The 18,430-nt window shown below is 34.5% G+C and carries 16 protein-coding genes and 2 pseudogenes; 1 reads left to right on the top strand and 17 read right to left on the bottom strand.

The window, feature by feature from the left end:
• Positions 1 to 13 precede the first annotated feature (13 nt).
• The 9 genes from OXT66_RS01655 to OXT66_RS01615 all read right to left on the bottom strand — a co-directional run bounded on the left by OXT66_RS01655 (position 14) and on the right by OXT66_RS01615 (position 9,350).
• A complete protein-coding gene (locus tag OXT66_RS01655; protein ID WP_268595330.1) occupies positions 14 to 2,323 on the bottom strand; it encodes a bifunctional glycosyltransferase family 2 protein/CDP-glycerol:glycerophosphate glycerophosphotransferase in 2,310 nt (769 codons plus the stop codon).
• Positions 2,324 to 2,338: 15 nt separating this feature from the next.
• Positions 2,339 to 3,247, bottom strand: a complete 909-nt coding sequence (locus OXT66_RS01650; protein WP_268595329.1) for a hypothetical protein — start codon at positions 3,245 to 3,247, stop codon at positions 2,339 to 2,341.
• Positions 3,248 to 3,265: 18 nt separating this feature from the next.
• The gene (locus OXT66_RS01645) at positions 3,266 to 4,270 is read right to left on the bottom strand and encodes an acyltransferase family protein (protein ID WP_268595328.1); all 1,005 of its coding nucleotides are present in this window, start codon (positions 4,268 to 4,270) and stop codon (positions 3,266 to 3,268) included.
• Positions 4,271 to 4,460: 190 nt separating this feature from the next.
• Positions 4,461 to 6,527, bottom strand: a complete 2,067-nt coding sequence (locus OXT66_RS01640) for a heavy metal translocating P-type ATPase (protein WP_419146371.1) — start codon at positions 6,525 to 6,527, stop codon at positions 4,461 to 4,463.
• A 405-nt stretch (positions 6,528 to 6,932) separates the two neighbouring features.
• A complete protein-coding gene (locus OXT66_RS01635; RefSeq protein WP_268595327.1) occupies positions 6,933 to 7,199 on the bottom strand; it encodes a hypothetical protein in 267 nt (88 codons plus the stop codon).
• Positions 7,200 to 7,510: 311 nt separating this feature from the next.
• The gene (locus OXT66_RS01630) at positions 7,511 to 7,738 is read right to left on the bottom strand and encodes an ABC transporter ATP-binding protein (RefSeq protein WP_268595326.1); all 228 of its coding nucleotides are present in this window, start codon (positions 7,736 to 7,738) and stop codon (positions 7,511 to 7,513) included.
• A gap of 392 nt (positions 7,739 to 8,130) precedes the next feature.
• A complete protein-coding gene (locus OXT66_RS01625) occupies positions 8,131 to 8,481 on the bottom strand; it encodes a helix-turn-helix domain-containing protein (RefSeq protein ID WP_268595325.1) in 351 nt (116 codons plus the stop codon).
• Positions 8,482 to 8,587: 106 nt separating this feature from the next.
• Positions 8,588 to 8,779: a hypothetical protein gene (locus tag OXT66_RS01620; RefSeq protein WP_268595324.1), complete on the bottom strand. Its 192-nt coding sequence runs from the start codon at positions 8,777 to 8,779 to the stop codon at positions 8,588 to 8,590.
• 46 nt (positions 8,780 to 8,825) lie between these two features.
• Entirely contained in the window at positions 8,826 to 9,350 is a 525-nt protein-coding gene (locus OXT66_RS01615; RefSeq protein WP_268595323.1) for a helix-turn-helix domain-containing protein, read from the bottom strand.
• Positions 9,351 to 9,530: 180 nt separating this feature from the next.
• Between OXT66_RS01615 and OXT66_RS01610 the strand changes: the two are divergent.
• Positions 9,531 to 10,458 (top strand): annotated as a pseudogene (locus OXT66_RS01610) (IS30 family transposase).
• A 52-nt stretch (positions 10,459 to 10,510) separates the two neighbouring features.
• On the opposite strand, the gene OXT66_RS01605 reads toward OXT66_RS01610, so the two are convergent.
• The 8 genes and pseudogenes from OXT66_RS01605 to rfbD all read right to left on the bottom strand — a co-directional run bounded on the left by OXT66_RS01605 (position 10,511) and on the right by rfbD (position 18,413).
• Positions 10,511 to 11,458 carry a glycosyltransferase gene (locus OXT66_RS01605; protein ID WP_268595322.1) on the bottom strand — a complete coding sequence of 316 codons (948 nt, stop codon included), beginning with the start codon at positions 11,456 to 11,458 and terminating at the stop codon, positions 10,511 to 10,513.
• Positions 11,459 to 11,466: 8 nt separating this feature from the next.
• Positions 11,467 to 12,564: a glycosyltransferase gene (locus OXT66_RS01600; RefSeq protein ID WP_268595321.1), complete on the bottom strand. Its 1,098-nt coding sequence runs from the start codon at positions 12,562 to 12,564 to the stop codon at positions 11,467 to 11,469.
• Positions 12,557 to 13,189: a YveK family protein gene (locus tag OXT66_RS01595; RefSeq protein ID WP_268595320.1), complete on the bottom strand. Its 633-nt coding sequence runs from the start codon at positions 13,187 to 13,189 to the stop codon at positions 12,557 to 12,559. Before OXT66_RS01595 ends, OXT66_RS01600 begins: the two co-directional genes overlap by 8 nt.
• On the bottom strand, positions 13,179 to 14,195 hold the full coding sequence (locus tag OXT66_RS01590; RefSeq protein WP_268595319.1) for a hypothetical protein: 1,017 nt from the start codon (positions 14,193 to 14,195) through the stop codon (positions 13,179 to 13,181). The genes OXT66_RS01595 and OXT66_RS01590 overlap by 11 nt, the downstream gene beginning before the upstream one ends.
• Positions 14,196 to 14,471: 276 nt before the next feature.
• Positions 14,472 to 15,401, bottom strand: coding sequence for a glycosyltransferase (locus OXT66_RS01585; RefSeq protein WP_268595318.1), 930 nt, complete (start codon positions 15,399 to 15,401; stop codon positions 14,472 to 14,474).
• Positions 15,402 to 15,425: 24 nt separating this feature from the next.
• Positions 15,426 to 16,490, bottom strand: coding sequence for a glycosyltransferase (locus OXT66_RS01580; RefSeq protein WP_268595317.1), 1,065 nt, complete (start codon positions 16,488 to 16,490; stop codon positions 15,426 to 15,428).
• Positions 16,491 to 16,909: 419 nt separating this feature from the next.
• A pseudogene (locus OXT66_RS01575) lies at positions 16,910 to 17,573 on the bottom strand (sugar transferase).
• Between the two features lie 15 nt (positions 17,574 to 17,588).
• Positions 17,589 to 18,413, bottom strand: coding sequence for a dTDP-4-dehydrorhamnose reductase (gene rfbD / locus OXT66_RS01570; RefSeq protein ID WP_268595316.1), 825 nt, complete (start codon positions 18,411 to 18,413; stop codon positions 17,589 to 17,591).
• Positions 18,414 to 18,430: the final 17 nt, after the last annotated feature.

Raw genomic sequence — 18,430 nt, 5'->3', positions numbered from 1 at the left:
TCCAATCATCAACTTAGCGCTTAGGCATAGGTTGATCTAAAAATACTGTGTTCACTACTCGTTCAGTAGCATGTCCATCTTCCCAATTGTTGAATCTGTTACTGAAAGCTTGGTAACGATCATGATATTCAGCCGTCACATTATCAATATTTTTGATGGCTTCAATAACTTCATCATTAGTTTTCAGCAACGGTCCTGGTAAATCCTTATCCATATTTAGATAGAATCCCCGCAAAACACTAGCATACTTTTCATAATCATAAACAAAATAAAGAATTGGTCGTTTTAAGACTGCATAATCAAAGAACACACTAGAATAGTCTGTAATTAGCATATCTGAAATTAAATATAGTTCTGCGATGTCATCATAACTAGATTCATTGAAAACAAAATCACCAAATCCCGAAGTATCTAAATGATCGGCAATAAAATAGTGAGTTCGTAAAACTAACACATAGTTATCCCCTAGTTCTCGTTTCAATCGTAAAATATCTAATTTCAAATCAAACTTATACTGTCCTACTCCATAATACTCGTCATCACGCCAAGTTGGAGCATATAAGATCACTTTTTTATCGGCTGGTATATGCAATTTGGCTTTAATTTGCGCTTGTCGTTCATCTTTGTCTGGAGCATTTAAGATGTCATTTCGAGGATACCCCGATTTAATCATCTTATATTCCGGATACATAAAGGCATGTTTGAACACATCAACAGAAAATTGGTTAGCAGTTACCAAGTAATCCCATTGGCGAGATTGTTTATAAAATATTTGCTTATACATTGGGTTAGCTGATGCAACATTATCCATATCAAAAACTAAATGTTTTAGAGGTGTACCATGCCAAGTTGACAAAAATTTAGTACCAGGTCGTTTTTGGAACCATTGTGGTTGGCGCATGTTAATAACCTGATAGTTAGAAACAGCCATATAGTACATGTATCTAAAGCTAAATCGTCGAACTGTTATGGTATCTTTATGCTTTGGAATATTAACATCCGCTCCCTTAGCAACAATCCAAACGTGCTTGTATTGGCCTGGAAAGTTTTTGCGTAGATACTCATAAATATATTTAGGACTATCAGAATAGTTACGTCCTAAAAATGATTCGTAAATTACTAAATTCTTTTTAACTGGTAATTTAGTAAAGATGGTTTGATACATGGCCCGAGGAAGACCTCTACCATGCTTTAAGACTGCTCTTTTCAAATAACGCAAAGAAACTACTCGCTTAATTTGACGATAAGCCGAAGAGTTATTACCAGTCCGTACCTTTTTCAAAATATTACGACTAGTTCTCCCCAAGTTACGGGTAGCCGATTCAGGAACAGTTTGCAAATACGTAGTTAAGTTTGCAAGAATTTCTGATTGCTCTTCAGCTGTAGTTTCGCTAACAACTCCCTTATAGAAGAAACGGTGAATTCGCCGTAATGCATAGCCATTAACTGCTATCTTCAATTTGGGCGAAGTTAACTTAGGAGTTTCACTGGTTAGTGCGGTTAACCAATTTTGCCAATTTTCTGCAAAAGAAGCTTGAGTTACCGACGGGTCATTAATAGGATCATTATGCCGTTCCTTAATGTATGTTCGTCGAACAAGTTGAGCAATAGTTTGGCAATGATCTAAGATTGACAATGTAAATCGATAATCGCCATATTGTTGATTATCTTCATCGAATCGTGAATTGGTATCTACTACTAATTTGCGAGATACTACATTCCCAGCAACTGGTAAAAAATTATGGATTGCATAATCCCAATTGTCCTGATTAAAAATTGTGTACTTATTAGTTAGCCATTGTTGATAATTTTTACTAGCAGCAATCTTTGAGTCTTCTACAGTAATTTGATTATCGTTTAACAGATTCAGTTGATGCCAATTAATATGATTTTTACGTCCTCTTCCCCCCCAGTCGGGTAAGTTATCATTAGCTTCGTTAGACGTAATGCTAGTCAAAAATGAACTGACGGGTTCATAAGTTGGATATTGATGTAAATTTAAGAGTTGTACCTGTTCTACCACCGGTAAATACTTAGCTAGTGTATCAGGTACCAAAAAATCATCAGCATCCACAAACACTAAGTAATCACCCGTTGCGTTGTCTAGTCCAACATTACGAGATCCTCCAACGGTATCTTTAGTACTGTTAATAAATCGAATGGGATAGTCACTGTGCCAATCAAATTGAGTGTTAACTAGTTCTTGGTTACCGACAAGTAGCCATTCAATATCATTAGTTCCTTGCTTATCTAAATTAGCTTTAAGCAACGGAAGTTTAGATATATCAGCTGTTTTAACGGGAGTTATTATGCTGTACTTCATGTTAGATACTTAACCTCACTTTACTTCACTTGCCGAATAACCATCAGTAGCGGATAAATCAGTTTTAATTTGTTTTTTTAACTTATTTTGCAATTCACTAGTGAGCGCCTTAAACGCCGGAGATTCCACAGCAACCTGTAATTCGTGAATAACATAGGGATGATACTGCTCTTTAAAAGCAATTGTTTGAGAAACCTTAATAGCAGCCAATAGTTCATTAATTCTATTTTGAGGATCAATTATTCGTCTATCACTAGCTAAAATTGGAGCTCCTAAAAAAATTACATCTTCTGTATTCTGCAAAACGTGTATTTGTTGAGATACGCTAGTTAGCGGTAAATTAAAATTAAGAGAACTTATTTTTAAAGCATTACCAAAAGGCCATAAACGATTATCTAATTCTAAGAATCGATCATTTTTAGTAAAAACTAAGTAACGTTGAAATACCGGTAACATAGCTAGTTTATCAGCCAAGGACCACGTAGAAAGCGGCTTATCAACTAATCCTGCTTCCTGAACGGGAGGCAGACTGGTTAACCGACCAAGATTATATTGATCGGTAAAGAAATCCGTTAAACTGTGTCCTAAATTTTGATCAGCTTTCAAAAAGTAGCTGGTAACAAAATCAGTTGGGTGAGCGGATAACACAGCCGCTAATTGAGCTAATGCTCCTGGAAACAGTTTGTCAGTGATGCGCAAATTCAATAGGTAGTCACCATTAATAGGACTGGATTGGCCTGCAACTACAACTTCCACTGAAATAGCAGCATTTTCTGTAATACTCTTCACATTAGCAACCTGGTCAGCATCTACTTCTAACCGCAAAACAACAGGTTGTTTTTGAGCCGCTAACTGGTTTATGTAAACTGTTAAATCTTTATTAGTCGTTAATGAACTCAACGGCGTATTAATAACGAAATTCATAATTTTTCCCCTTAAATTTTAGTCAGCTATAGGGTGCTTACGTTTAGCTAATCGTCGTTTAATTTGGTCATATACTAATCCAATAATCAATGGTACTAAAATTCCCAAAAGAACTTGGCTCTCCCAACTTTGGAAAATGATAAAACGACCAAAAAAGTCAAACATTAAGCGATGCAAATACATGATAATCATTGAATGATTCCCAACTATACTTAGCCAGCCGAATAAATTAGTTTGTTCCATCCAAATACAAATAACAAAAATTCCAAAGCACAAAATCAATGGCAGATACATTAACAAGTATGTATTACTAAATGTATGTGCTTTAAGGAACATTCTAAACAGAAAGTGACCATTATATGAAAGGTAAATAAGAAATAAATAAAGACCCATGATGGCTAATCCTAGTGAGTAATGCCAAGTCATATTTTTTAGGTATTTGAATACATAATGACCTACTAACATATAGAATGTAGTAATTAGTACTATATCCATATCCAATCCTTTAAATTCTATCAAATCCCAATGATCATAACTTACACCTACCGCAAACATAGAAAATGCCACTATGAATTGTGTTGGCACATTTTTGATCCAAGAGATAATGGCAGTAGTAGTAACCAAAGAACCTGTATAAACAGTAATGAACCAAAATACAGTTAGATTACCGTTTAACGATCTTCCACCATAAATCAGTCGAATAAAATAATCACGAGTATAAGCCCAAGTAGATCCATCTAAATAGTGACTAGCTAAAATCAAGAACGTCCCAGCTACAAAATATATAACAATATTGGGCCAGACTTTTTTCTTAAAAAATCCCCAAATACCTTCCCAATTAGTTACTATTGGTTTTAAAAAGAAGCCCCCGGTAATAAAGAACAATGGCATGTGCCACCAATAAAGAACTGTAAAACTAACATCATAGAAATGCGTATCTATTGGATGAATAGCATGACTAATAACAACAGCAATAATACCAATTCCCTTAGCTATGTCCACCCACTGTATTCTCTTCTTCACAAAAACACCCCAATTATCCCATATTAAAACATTACTATGTTATCAATTATCAACTCGTTTTGCAAATAGACTCAATCGTTCAAGTAGTGATATGACAGCTTTTAATCAATTTTTTGAAAATAAATTTAAGGCTAAATTACAAATTCTATTCAATCAAAAAATCCCAGCCAAAATTGACTGGGATTTAAAATTAAACTTTTAAACTGAGGGCGTTAATCGCCACAATAATGGTACTTAGTGACATAATGGCCGCTCCGACCATTGGGTTCAACATGAAACCAATGGGTGCTAAAATGCCGGCAGCTAGTGGAATGGTAATAATGTTGTAACCAGCTCCCCACCAAAGGTTTTCAGTCATCTTGCGAGTTGATCTACGAGCTAGATCTAAGAACGCCACGACGTCGTTTGGATCACTTTTGACTAACACAATATCAGCTGAATCAATCGCCACGTTAGTTCCAGCTCCCATCGCTATTCCAATATCGGCGCGAGCCAAACTAGGGGCGTCGTTGACCCCATCTCCAATCATGATGACGTGGTTACCGGCACTTTGGTACTGAGCCACGACTTTTTCTTTATCTTCTGGTCGTAGTTGAGCCTTTACTTCGGTGATACCTAATTGCTTAGCAACGTTTTGGGCGCTTTGTTCATTATCACCAGTCAACATCACCGGCGTAATGTGTTGAGCTAACAAGCTATCAATTAGATGCTTAGCGTTTGGTTTAATCTGATCCCCTTGCGCCACAAAACCTAATACTTGATCACCGCTAATGAGGTAACTAATCGAATTGCCGGCACTAGCTAATTGATCAAATTGTTGCTTATCATACTGTAATTTTTGTTTGTCCAAGTAAGCAGCTGATACCAAAGTATACTGCTTGCCATCCACTTCTCCACTTAATCCAGCTCCGGTTAGTTGCTGAACGTTAGTGGCGGCGGACCAGTTCAGTTTTTGTTCCTTAGCAGCGGTCAAAATTCCGCGAGCCAGGGGATGGCTAGAACCGTCTTCTAAGCTAGCCATAATGGTTAAGACTTGGTCAGCGCTCAAATTAGCAGAAACCGTATCGTATTTGTTAACCTTAAAGTCACCCTCAGTAAGGGTTCCGGTTTTATCCATTAAAGCATAATTAATGTGATTAACCTGTTCCATTGCGTTGCGATTTCGGATTAACAACCCGTGTTGGGCAGCAATCGAAGTCGTTCTAGCAATTACCAGCGGTACCGCCAATCCTAAAGCGTGAGGACAGGCAATGACTAACACGGTCACGGCCACTGATAACGCCACCGCCAAATTAGCTACTAATAGCCAAGTCACAAAGGCTACCAACGCCACCGTTACCGCAGCGTAGAAAAGGTAGCCAGCCACCTTGTCCGCCATGTTTTCCTTAGCGGATTTATGCTGTTGAGCACTGTTGACCAGATTCATCACTTTAGCCAAATACCCAGTTTCACCAGTTCCAGTAACCTTCATAACAAAGGTTCCATCACCGTTCACCGAACCACCAACAACTTCATCAGCCGGTTGTTTAGTAACCTGTTGCGCTTCCCCAGTAACCAAGGATTCGTTCACGCTAGTAGTTCCGCTGATGACCTTTCCATCGGCCGGAATCTGTTCACCGGCCCGAACTTGAACTTGATCACCAACTTGTAAGTCCTTGATCGCCACATCTTCTGGCTTGCCATTAACTAGCTTGTGAGCTTTATCAGGTAGTAGTTTTGCTAAGCTATCTACCGCTGAACCAGCATTCATCACCGTATCCATTTCGATCCAGTGACCAAGCAACATAATGTCAATTAAAGTAGCTAACTCCCAGAAGAAATCAGTCACCATCGGTGTCACGTGCAAAATATCATTGGCGATCACGGCGTAGATACTATAGAGATAAGCTACCGAAATCCCCATTGTAATCAGGGTCATCATAGCCGGTTTCTTCTCACTCAGTTCACCACGAGCCCCAGTAAAGAAAGGCTTACCACCGTAGAAGAAAATAATCGTCCCAATAATAGCTACTAAATAATCAGACCATGGTAAAAAGGTGATCTGAAATGGTAACCGCATCCCCATCATCGGACTCATTATGATAACCGGAATCGTTAAAATTAAAGACACCCAAAACTTTTGCTTCAAGTTGCCCATGTTCATCATGTGATCACCATGCATCATCATATCGTCGCCACCGTGATCGTGGTGACCGCCACCCATGTCCATCATCTGATCGTGATTCATGTGACTATGATCCATGTGGGAGTGATCCATTTGAGAATGGTCCATATGCATGTCGTGGGAATCATTCTTATGCTCATTCATTAGCCCGTACCTCTTTTCATTTACATTTGTAAATCGTATTTTTCTACAGTCTACATTTGTAGTCAGTAAAAGTCAATAAATAACTCTGATAAATAAAAAGGGCTGACAAAATTGTCAGCCTTTTCTTTTATAAAACCATATTTGAATCAATTCTATTAAACCAAAAAATATGACTACCGAAATAGTTTCCCTCGTAAATAATTTTAGGTAGTATCTCCACAATATCTGGCCGGTAGTAAAATAATCAATTCCCATTCTAATGATCGTGCTTACCACCAATAATACAATAATGATCTCTACCGCATTAATTATTTCAGCTAATGTTGCTTTCATTTCTCATTACCACTCTTACATTTACAGCACAAAATAAACCAACATCCCAAACAACACTGTCACCATTCCAATATCACGACAACATTCCAACCAATTAGTTTTTCCGTGGATTGCAGCCATTACCGACCAGTAACTAGTTGCATTCCAGGCAATAAAAAGCGCACGACTAGCTCGTATACCGATTTGATTGAAGTTCAAGACGAGAAACCATTTATTGAGCAATATGGTGATTACTACCAGAAACCAAACGGTGGTAACTAATAGATCTAATACTATAGTCTTTTTCATCTCATTATTTTTTTCAATTTCATTACTCCTAATTATTTTTGATTAGATTCTATTTTTTCAATAGATTGCTCTAATATATCTTAAATATTTTGGCAAATAAGTAATAAAGCAAGTATCCCATCAATCCACCGATTACCACTACAGATAAAAAGTTCATCAACGGAGACAGTTTTAAAATATTTATTAATTGGACAATGTATATTGCTAATATAGCCGCAATAAAACTCTCTATCGCTGTAATAATTTGTTTTTTCTTCATATTTTCTTGCTTACCTCACTTTATATGATAGTGTTAATTTACTTTTGTGGTTTCATCTTAAAAATGATTCAGATGCTGCTTCGAATTGATACTTGTTTTGATCAAAAGTAACCGTTCCCTGATCCACCGCCTTTAAGTTGACCAGGGAACGAAAGAAAGTCGTTTTACCAGAACCATTAGTAGCAGAAATCAAATACGAGTTTCCCTTTTGAAACTGATAGCTAAAATTTTGGAGAATAACTTGGCGGGTGGATAGGGTTAGATTCTGAATGACTAGCATGTGATTGCTCCTTGAAGTTAGATTATTAATAGCATAGTTCATCTAATTAATTAAAAAGAGAACGTAGCAGTTTACATCAATCGATGTAAACTGCTACGTTCTCTTTTTTGAGTTGCAAACCAACGATTGCAAGTTTGCGAATTAAGTTTGCATTAACCGTCGACAAATAAAAAAGCAAATAAGTCTACACTAAATGTATCCTTGCTCGCATATTAAGCACTAATCAATTCTATAAACCTCAGTGTGGGTAGGTTCTAACCAATTATCGCTAAGAAAAATATACGTTCCCCATGCGCTGATCAATATGACAATGACACTGACTAAATAAATAGTTTTATGCAGCGCATTATACCTATTGTTTCGCCACATTACATACATTGGCAAAATAATTCCTACCGGGGGACAATTGCCGAAGCAAGCACCAAAATTAATAGTATAAAACCTTCATTTCTATTCTGATATAGCTCGGTATTAATCTTGCCAAGTTCGGCCCGATCTTCTTTAATTTTTTGGTCATTATTTTTAATTTGTTTCCGAAGTTCTTCATTATTTTGTACTAACTCATCGATTGATTTTTGGTAGAGATCACTTAATAAAATTAAGTTGTCCATATCCGGATACGCACGACCATTTTCCCACTTCGATATTGACTGGCGGGAAATATGTAAGATGGTTGCCACATCATTTTGCGATAAATTTCGTGTTTTTCTAGCCTGTTTTAATTGAGACGCCACAGAATCCATTGATTAACTCCCTTACAATACAAATAACTACAAAGATAAAAGTAAACTTGATAACCCTCTAATACCGATATAAAGAATTTTTTTGCTCAGTTATCCCGTCTTATCATTAAAGTTGAACCTGTCGCAAAAAGATAAGCATAGCAATAACGTAAAGAATGGCAGTAAAAATTCCGGAAAAGACGAGATATTTTAAATATAGAGTTTTATTAAAAGTTAAGTTAAACCCCTGCCCTACATACATTCCTACGTAGGCAGCTAGTAGTGCAATACCAACACAGACAATAAAGAAAATTATCATAATTTCTCCTATATTTTAATTAATAAAATCAGTATTCAGTTATTTTCTAATCAATTCTATAAACGGTTATCCCTTTATCCAGCCAATTGTCGCTAATAATAACGTAGCAACTAATCAAGCTTATTATCATTACAATCAAAGATACTAAAATGATAATTTTGTAGAAACTATTATATTTTGAATTTTTACAAAAAATAACATATAACGGAATTATTACCCCTACTGGAGCAACTAGGGAAGATACTAGAACCAAAATCAGCAGTATGAAGCCTTCATTTCTATTCTGATATAGCTCGGTATTAATTTTACCAAGCTTGGCCCGATCCTCTTTGATTTTTTGGTCATTAGTTTTAATTTGTTGCCGAAGTTCTTTATTGTTTTGAACTAGGTCATCGATTGATTTTTGATAGAGATCACTTAATAAAATTAAATTATCCATGTCCGGATACGCCCGCCCGTTTTCCCACTTAGAGATGGATTGGCGGGAAATATGTAAGATGGTCGCCACGTCATTTTGAGAGAGTTTTCGTTCTCGTCTGGCTTGTTTCAACTGAAGTGCTATGGATTCCATTATCATTCTCCTTTTTGGGGATAATGTAATGATACAACCCTCTCAATATATTTATAACCCATTTAGAAAAAAATAATCCAAAGGTAGATTGTAAAATTAATCCGACGCTGTTCGGACAAAAAAGATCAGCTTCCCTTAAAATGGTGTTTACCACAAACACATCTTTTAGGAGCTGATCTTTTGTCTAGTATAACCTATTCTGAACGAATTAAAATCGAAACCTTTTGTGAACTAGGCCTGTCCAATATCCAAATGAGCGATTACCTAAAACGATCACCTGCCACAATTTCTTATGAATTAGCTCGATGTGAACCTTACCAGGCCGAAGTGGCCCAAACAGATGCCGAATACAAACGGTCACGATGTGGCCGAAAGACTAAATTGAATGACAAATTAAGGCAAATAATTTTAAACCATTTACGGCTAAGTTGGTCACCAGAAATGATAGCTCACGAATTTAAACTAGCGACTAAATCAATTTATAATTGGTTAAATCAAGGGAAAATTGAGTTTTCTTTAAATGATTTGCCTGAACATGGCGTGCGCCAACGGCGTAACCTTGACCAACGTTCTAAATATAATCAATCATTAGGACGGTCAATTGAACAGCGACCCATCGTGGTTAATCGACGTAATCGCATCGGTGATTTTGAATTAGATACAATTGTTGGCCCCGTGGGCATAGTAAGGCAGTTTTGTTAACCTTAATCGATCGCAAATCACGTTTCCTTTGGGCCTACCGATTAAAAAACCGGACAGCAGTAACTGTTAATGAAGCCCTAAATAAGTTTCTAGCAACTTTTAATGGCCCGGTGCATAGTTTTACGGTGGACCGTGGCACTGAGTTTAGCGGTCTAGTATCACTTGAAGCACAATACGGTATTAAGACCTATTACTGCCATGCTTATACGCCAGCTGAGCGCGGCAGTAATGAACGATTTAATCGGAATTTACGCTATTTTTAGCCTAAGGGTGCTTATTTGAGCACATTAGTGCTCAAGGCTTGAAAACCACCCTACTCGAAATTAATCAGAGACCACTTAAAATACTTGACTGGCAAACACCTTATCAGGTTATGCTGACCAATTTGTCAAAAAATTCGAATTAAATTTGCAATCTACCATTAATGTCCGCAGGAAATACGGTCGCTTATTTACTGCTTACCGAACGTACTTACTAATCCCAACTAAAAAAGCATCTGTTAATACTACCTTTAAAGTATACTCAGACTTAAACTTTTTATATGACCTCCAAAGTTTATGATAATCTGATGTTGTCAAATAATCTAAACGATTAGAGAAAAGATTATAGTACCCGTAGCAATTAGACTGTCTTGGGATTATCCCAATAGTCTTCTCCATAAATTCTAAATTAAATTGTAAATATTCCAATTTTTGATCATACATCTCATTAGCAAATTTTATAGGATGAAATAAAATAATATCCATCCTACTAGTTAAAGAATAATCAGCACTATCTTTATGAACTCTCCAATTCATTAAACTTTTATGATAATAATAAGCTGAATTGTACAAGAGCCCAGTATTCCATAGTGTAAAATCATGAGGTTGCAGACTAGTCCAAAAAGAATCTGCTTTGTGCAATAGGGATTTCCTAATGGCAAAACTACAGCCGGGTCTATTAACCTTGAGAAAATGTTTCATATCAATTTTTTCTACATCTATATCATAAAATTCTGAACTGCTAATATCAGATAGCTTCTTATTGTAAAAGGGGGTATAGTCACAGGCTAACAATTCAATTTTTAAATCAAACAACAATGCTGTACGCATTTCACAGATCTTATTTGGCATCCATATATCATCTTGATCACATAAAAATATAATTTCATTGTGTGCCTTATGCAAAGCTTTCCAAAAGCTTATTTTCCATCCAAGATTTTTTGAATTGATCAAAATTTTCCAATTATTTAAATGGTGTTCCTCAATAAAATCATTAGCTAACATAGCTGTATTATCTGTTGAACAATCATCTTGAATAATAACTTCATCCGGCTTATAACTTTGATTCAGTAGGGAAGATAATTGATCAATTATATATTTTTCCCCATTATATGTCGATAACACAACGGACACTTTTTCTGACATAAAAACCGTTAACCCCTTTTTAATAAATCCAAGTAATATGAAATAAGCTTTGGTATGGAGTTGTCTAAATTATATTCTGTTCTTTTCATGACAACATTTGCATAGCTTCTATTATTTTTCATCTGACATAAATGTAAAGCAATTTTACACCATTCAGCAGCTGGTAAATTTAATGATTCTGTCTTAGTAGTCGGCAAAATCTTCAAATCTTGATTTACCGTAGTACTCATCAAAACTGGAAGCCCACTTGCCTGGGCTTCAATTGACGTAATAGGTCCACCTTCATAAAAAGATGGGATAAGTAGTATATCAATCATGGAATAAAAATAGTGAACATTTCGTAAAAAGCCTAAAAACAAAACATCATCTTCTAATCCCATTGTGCTTATTTGTTCTTTTAATGTTCTTTCTAATTCACCATTGCCAATAATTACCAACTTAACATGTTCATTTATAAGTTTTGCTTCCTTTAAAATTTCAAACATTCTAAGATGATTTTTGACAAGAGTAAGACGCCCTATACTTCCCATCAAAAGGTTTCCTTCAAGGTTATATTTTTTTCTCAATAAATTTCTTTCAGCAATTGAAAATTTGAATCTTCCAACTTCTATTCCATTTGGAATAACCTCAAATTTTCTATTTGCAAAAATATATCGGCCAGCATTTATACTACAAGCAATGTAATCTGTTGACAACAAACATATAGCTTTCTTCATATACTTAATAATTATTCTAGGAGCTTTAAAATCGCTACCATTACTGTGAATATGTGCGATGCGTATTTTTGATCCAGCTATCCTAGATGCTATTAGAGGAAAAACATTAGCGAGATCTTCATGGCACTCAACTATGTCAGGATGTAATGCCTTAATAATTTTTATACTTTCAATAACATTTTTTAAAGGATGACTTTTTTTTTCAGGAATTCTGATGCATATACAACCACTATGCTCCAAAGCATCTAATGATTGCGCATCTGGTGTATGTTGATAAACAACATAGGAAGTAATACCTGCACGTTTTATTGCGGGAGTATTATTCTGTAAATACTGTTCAACTCCACCTCCCTTAATTCCGGATATAAAATTCAACAATATTTTACTCATTATTTCTCCTCCTGGGTATTTTTCGAGTCTTAAGCAAATAATAGAGTAATGAAACAAACGACCCAATTAAAGCCCCCAGTATAGCGCCAATAAATATATTTAATTTTTTGTTAGGATAAATAGGGGTATCTTTATTTGAAGCATGAGTCACGATAACAATATTGTTGTTAGTTAACTTCATAACTCTATATTGTAAAGATTTGGCAACTAAATTTGCTAAATCAGAAGCCCTATGTGAACTATCATCTACTACATTTACTGAAAAAACAGTAGAATTTTCATTATTTGTTATGGATACTTCTTGAGTTAACCGTTTTAATGACAAAGATTCTCCAGACTCCACTTTATAATTTTTCAAAGCCAGTCCTAGTACATCATCACTTTTGACTAAATCTTTATAAGTAATAATTGCTTGGATAGTTGCTTGGTAATTATTTAACGAGTTGTCAGCCTTCTCCTTACTTTGCTTAGCTAATAATTGTACGGAAGAACTATATCTAGGTTTAAAAACGTACTCATTCATTCCAAAAGTTACTAGTATTCCGAATAAAGTTAAAAGTGATATAACTATGACACTAAATCTAATGAATTTAGATAACTCTTTTGGTTTCATTCTATATTCCATAATTAGTCTCCTGATCATCTATTATTGGCTTGCCCAAATGAAAAATACTAAAAGAAAATAGCATTGGTAGTAATATCAAAAAGAGCCATTCAAAACTTATTATCAAATTAAAAAACAAAATTAAAATCATACCGGAAAAAACAAAACCATAAAATCCATATTTGGAGTGATTTGCTATGCCAAAAGCAAATATAGGAATGGTGTATATCAATTCTAAAAAGATTCCCCCTAATGCTAAAATTTGCATAAACCCACTGCTAAAACCAATATAAAGGTGGCTTTGAAGCGCTGTTCTTGCTGAGCTCATTTTATTTATTAAACTTTCAAAATTACCTATGCCATTTCCAAAAAGTGGATTCTGTAACCAATCTAGAAAAGCAGCATGCACATCGTCCATCCTAACACTGAACGATTCTCCCGTAGTGATTTTTTGCAAAGCTATTAAACATAACAAGTAGATAACTATTATTAATATCAAAGGTCCTATTAAAAATTGTATTTTTTTATTAAATTTAGTCTTCTCTAAAAAGACAACCAATGCTGATCCCAGCAATATTATTACAGATGTACTTGTCATAGTAGAAATCATGGATAAAATTAAAAGAATATTACTTCTTGCACTTTTTTTTTGTATAAAAACCCTAAAACCATAGCAAAGTGATAAAGTAAAAGCAAACATGGGACTTTCTGTGTAAATTCCTGAGTTTCTAACAGTATCGATGGATCCGAAATTAATAGGCTGTGTTTCAAAATAAACACCATAGTATGAAGGTATCTGTCTCTTGGGCCCCCAGTCAGTTGTAACAGTTCCAGTAGGACTAATCACCTTAAACACTGAACATAAAAGCCAAAAAAACATACTAATAATTGCAACTATATAAATAATTTTACAAATTTTATCTAGTAAAGACCATGGATTGTTAATTAAGAAACACATTTCAAAATAGAATAACATTAATGGAAGTAAAAATAATTGTAGAACAAACAAACTTCCGATAGGATACATTCTATTATTCATAAAAATAAATGGAAAAACAAAAAAAATATAATACGATACTATTATCAATAGAAGTTTAGCAGAAATTTTATGACCAGCTTTTAAGTAGAGAAAGGAAGTCACTATTAATAGCAACAATATCATTATAGTGAACACATTTAGTATATTGCTTACATATGAATCAAAATGTGAATATACACTGGCAAATTCTATAACAATAATAATTGATAACAAATATTCCATAAAATTAATTGCGTTTTTATAGATTATCATCTCATAATCACATCATTTCTTTGGTAAGAATTGACTATTAATGCCAGAAATACTATTTTCCCCATCATGAAATGCTTTATGATACATAATCATTGTTTTAAAAATATATGGGTGATAATATCTATATTTCACTAAGGGAGTCACAATCTTTTTGATTTCCAAGAAAAATAAAAAGAATTTGTAAATACTAGGATGCTTAGAATGCTTTTTGTTCATTAAAATACTGTTTCTCAGTCCGTAATAGTATTTCCAATTAGGAATATACCCCTGATACTTATTGTTAGAATCTTTTTTGGTATCATGATATACAATAGCTGCAGAGATATTAAGTATTGGCGTATATTTATTGACACGTAGAGAATATTCAGTATCGTCACACCAAATAAAGTATTCCCTTTCTGGCAATCCAACTTTATCTACCATATGTTTGTTAATAACAACACCAACAAATGAGAATGCTTGCAAGTAAAAATTCTGTTGATAACATTCAATTGGTATATTATTTTGATGAATAAATATTTTTTCTCTTGTTTGTCTTCTATGATCTAACTGAATCTCACCAGTTGGATATCTCACAGATCCTGTGAAACAAAAGATATCATTATTCTTTTGAGAGGCTAGAGCTATATTTTTAAAGAATTCTTTATCATAAATAGCATCATCATCAGCTAACGCTATCCAATCTACATTAAACCTCTTTGCTAACGCTATCCCTTCATAAAAGCCACCAGCTCCACCGCAATTTTTATTCATTTTTTTATATACTATCTTAGAATTATCACGTGCCAATGCGGTCATATAATCATGCGTATTATCCGATGAATCATTATCAACAACTATGATTTTTGAAGGTTTTACTGTTTGTAGCAGTAAACTGTTTACTTCTCTTTTTAATTTTTCAGCTCTATTATAAGTAACAATCACTGCCAAGTATTTAAACATTTTATTTTTCCTTTCTAAAACATACTAACTAGTTAACATAGATGCTTGATAACAGGCACTGTAAAGCCGAGCAGCATACTCAAGTGTATAGTTGTTAATGACATCATCATGTGCCTGCAAAGTGCATCTATCATAATTACTATTGGATGTATTAATGGCTTTTACATATTCTTCTATAGTACTACATGTATATCCATTGAATCCATTAGTGATTACACATTTATTTTCTGGGATGTTTGACACTACGCATAGTTTTTTCATATACATCGATTCCAGCAATGAAATAGATAAGCCTTCCCACTTAGATGTTAATAAAAATATATCCGCTTTATTTGCTATCTCTAACGCATCATTCTTGGGTAACCAATTAATTATTTTAATATTAGGTGCTGTTAGTTCATGCTTAAGCTCCCCACTGCCAATCCAATAAAATTCTGAATCCGGTAGCTTCAAAGCTATATCATTAAAAGTTTTAGGATCTTTCTGATTTGTAATTCGTCCTAAAGTGTATATTTTCCTAGTTTTATTCTGATTATCTATTGGCATTGTATGAATTTCATTAATATCTATTCCATTATCTATTTCGAGAGAATTTTTAGAAAACTTTAACGATATATCATACTCACCTCTACTACAGGCAATCGTTGTGGCCCCCATTTTAGACAGTACATACTCAATAAAGTAGTATATTTTTCTTTTTAAGGGACCAATATTACTTATTAGAAAACTGTAACCATGTGGTGTGTAAAAGACCGGCACCTTGTAGTTGAAAAAAGCCAGCCTTCCAAGTGCTCCTGCTTTTGATGAATGCAAGTGTATAATATCTGGTTTAATACAATGTTCTATTTTTTTTATTTTTATTAGTGATCGTAAGTCATTAAATAAATTCAGCTTTCGAGTGAAACTATTCAATTGAATCAAATTAATATTTTTATTAAAATACTCTTTATAATTGGCAGGTGTTTCCTCTCTAGTATTATATATAATAAAGATTTCATAGTTATTGCTTAATCTATTTGCCAAACTGTAAATGTAAGTAAAAACCCCCCCACCCATAGATTCTACTACAAATAATATTTTTGGTTTCATTTCATTATCTCCTTGAATATAAAATATAAATAAATTATTATATGATGTTTGCTATTTTAATGTTATGTGTTTCACCAATCGATATTTTTTCACTAAACATTCGTGAATTTATATGAACTTTCAATTTCTATAATATATTCAAAATATGTTTTTTAAAATACACGCATTAACTTTGAGAGTAGACTTACGTAGTCGTTACAAAGTACTAGGCAAGAATCAATTAATCAAATGCAACAGAAAACACAGCCTTATGAAATTGAATTGTGTATTGATGCTACTAACGACAAACTGATTATTATGGCTTAGCTTAAACAGTGAACACTAGCTTCTTACAAAGTACCGTTTTCAATTCGCCAATTTAATCACCATAGTACTTCATAATCACTGGAAGTTTTGATTATTAAAATTAAAATAAGCTTTTAATATGCATTATCAGGACGTATAAAAACTTTAAAGGTCATAACGATGATCTTAAAGTCAAGCCATAAACAACGGTGATATATATATCAAGTCTAATCTTAACATTTCATTAAAGCCAACACTATTTCGAACCGTTGCTTGCCACAGACCGGTACAGCCTGGTTTTACAATTAATAGCTGTTTGGCATAGTCCGTATATTCTGCAACCTCTATCGGCAACGGTGGTCTAGGGCCAACTAAACTCATGTTTCCAATTAACACATTTAACAACTGAGGCAACTCATCTACACTGTGTTTTCGCATAAAATGACCAATCTTGGTTACTCTCGGATCATCTTTTATTTTAAACATTGCCCCTTTGACTTCATTTTTGCTTTTTAAATGAGACAAAATTTTATCAGCATTAGACACCATTGACCGAAACTTATCCATTTTGAATGGCTTTTCATTTCTTCCAAGGCGTATTTGCACATAAAAAACGTTTTCTCTTGGGCTACTGATTTTTATTGCAATAGTTACTATTAGAAAAACGGGCGTTAATAAAAGAAGTGCTGAAATACTAGCAACTATATCAAATAGGCGTTTAATAAAGCGATAACTCAAATCATGCTTTTTGCTTCTAATATCTATAAAAATATGTTCTATTTTTTCTCTATCTTGCATAGGGTCACACAACCTTTACTCCGATAAAAACTTTGCAAGTGCACTCTTCCAGTCAGGAATTATAAATCCAGTTTTTTTGGCCTTGCTCAAGTTCATCACCGAATGCTGTGGCCGGTAAGCCTTTTGTGGGAATTGTTCAGAAGTAACTGGTACTACTTCAACATCAGTGTCCTTCAAAATTTCCTTCGCAAAGTCATACCAAGTGGCTGTATTATCGTTACTTAATTGATAGGTTCCTGAAGCGGCTTCAGTTTTCACCAGGTGGGCCATAAATTCTGCTAATGTTCGCGTCCAAGTTGGCCGTCCCATTTGATCATTAACAACTGTCAACTTGTCATGATTCTTCGCCAAATTTTGCATTGTGAAGACAAAGTTATGTCCAAATTCGCCGAAAACCCAACTAGTTCGAACAATATAATAATCAGCACCATTGTGACGAACGGCTTCTTCACCAGCCCACTTAGCACGCCCGTACTCATTCTTGGGATTGGCTGGATCATCTTCTAAATATTCACCTTTATTGGTGCCATCAAAAATATAGTCAGTAGAAACATAAACCAATTTAACATCCTGTTCAGCTGCTACTTGGGCTAAATTTTTTGTTCCATCAACATTGACCAGCCAATTGAAGGCTTTGCCTTCATCTTCGGCCTTATCAACTGCTGTGTAAGCTGCGCAATCATATAAGACCACAGGTTGTAATTCCGCAACCTTAGCTTTGACTGCGTCCAAGTCTGTAATATCCAATTCTTTTTCAGTCAGCGCGTCAAATGCAATTCCTTGTTCATTTAATAGTCGTTGTAACTCATGACCTAACTGACCATTGGCACCAACAATCATTAACTTTTGACATTTAG

It is taken from the genome of Lentilactobacillus senioris, assembly GCF_026798195.1.
In the GTDB taxonomy this organism is placed as follows: Bacteria; Bacillota; Bacilli; order Lactobacillales; family Lactobacillaceae; genus Lentilactobacillus; species Lentilactobacillus senioris_A.
This window is presented reverse-complemented; position numbering and strand designations above follow the sequence as displayed.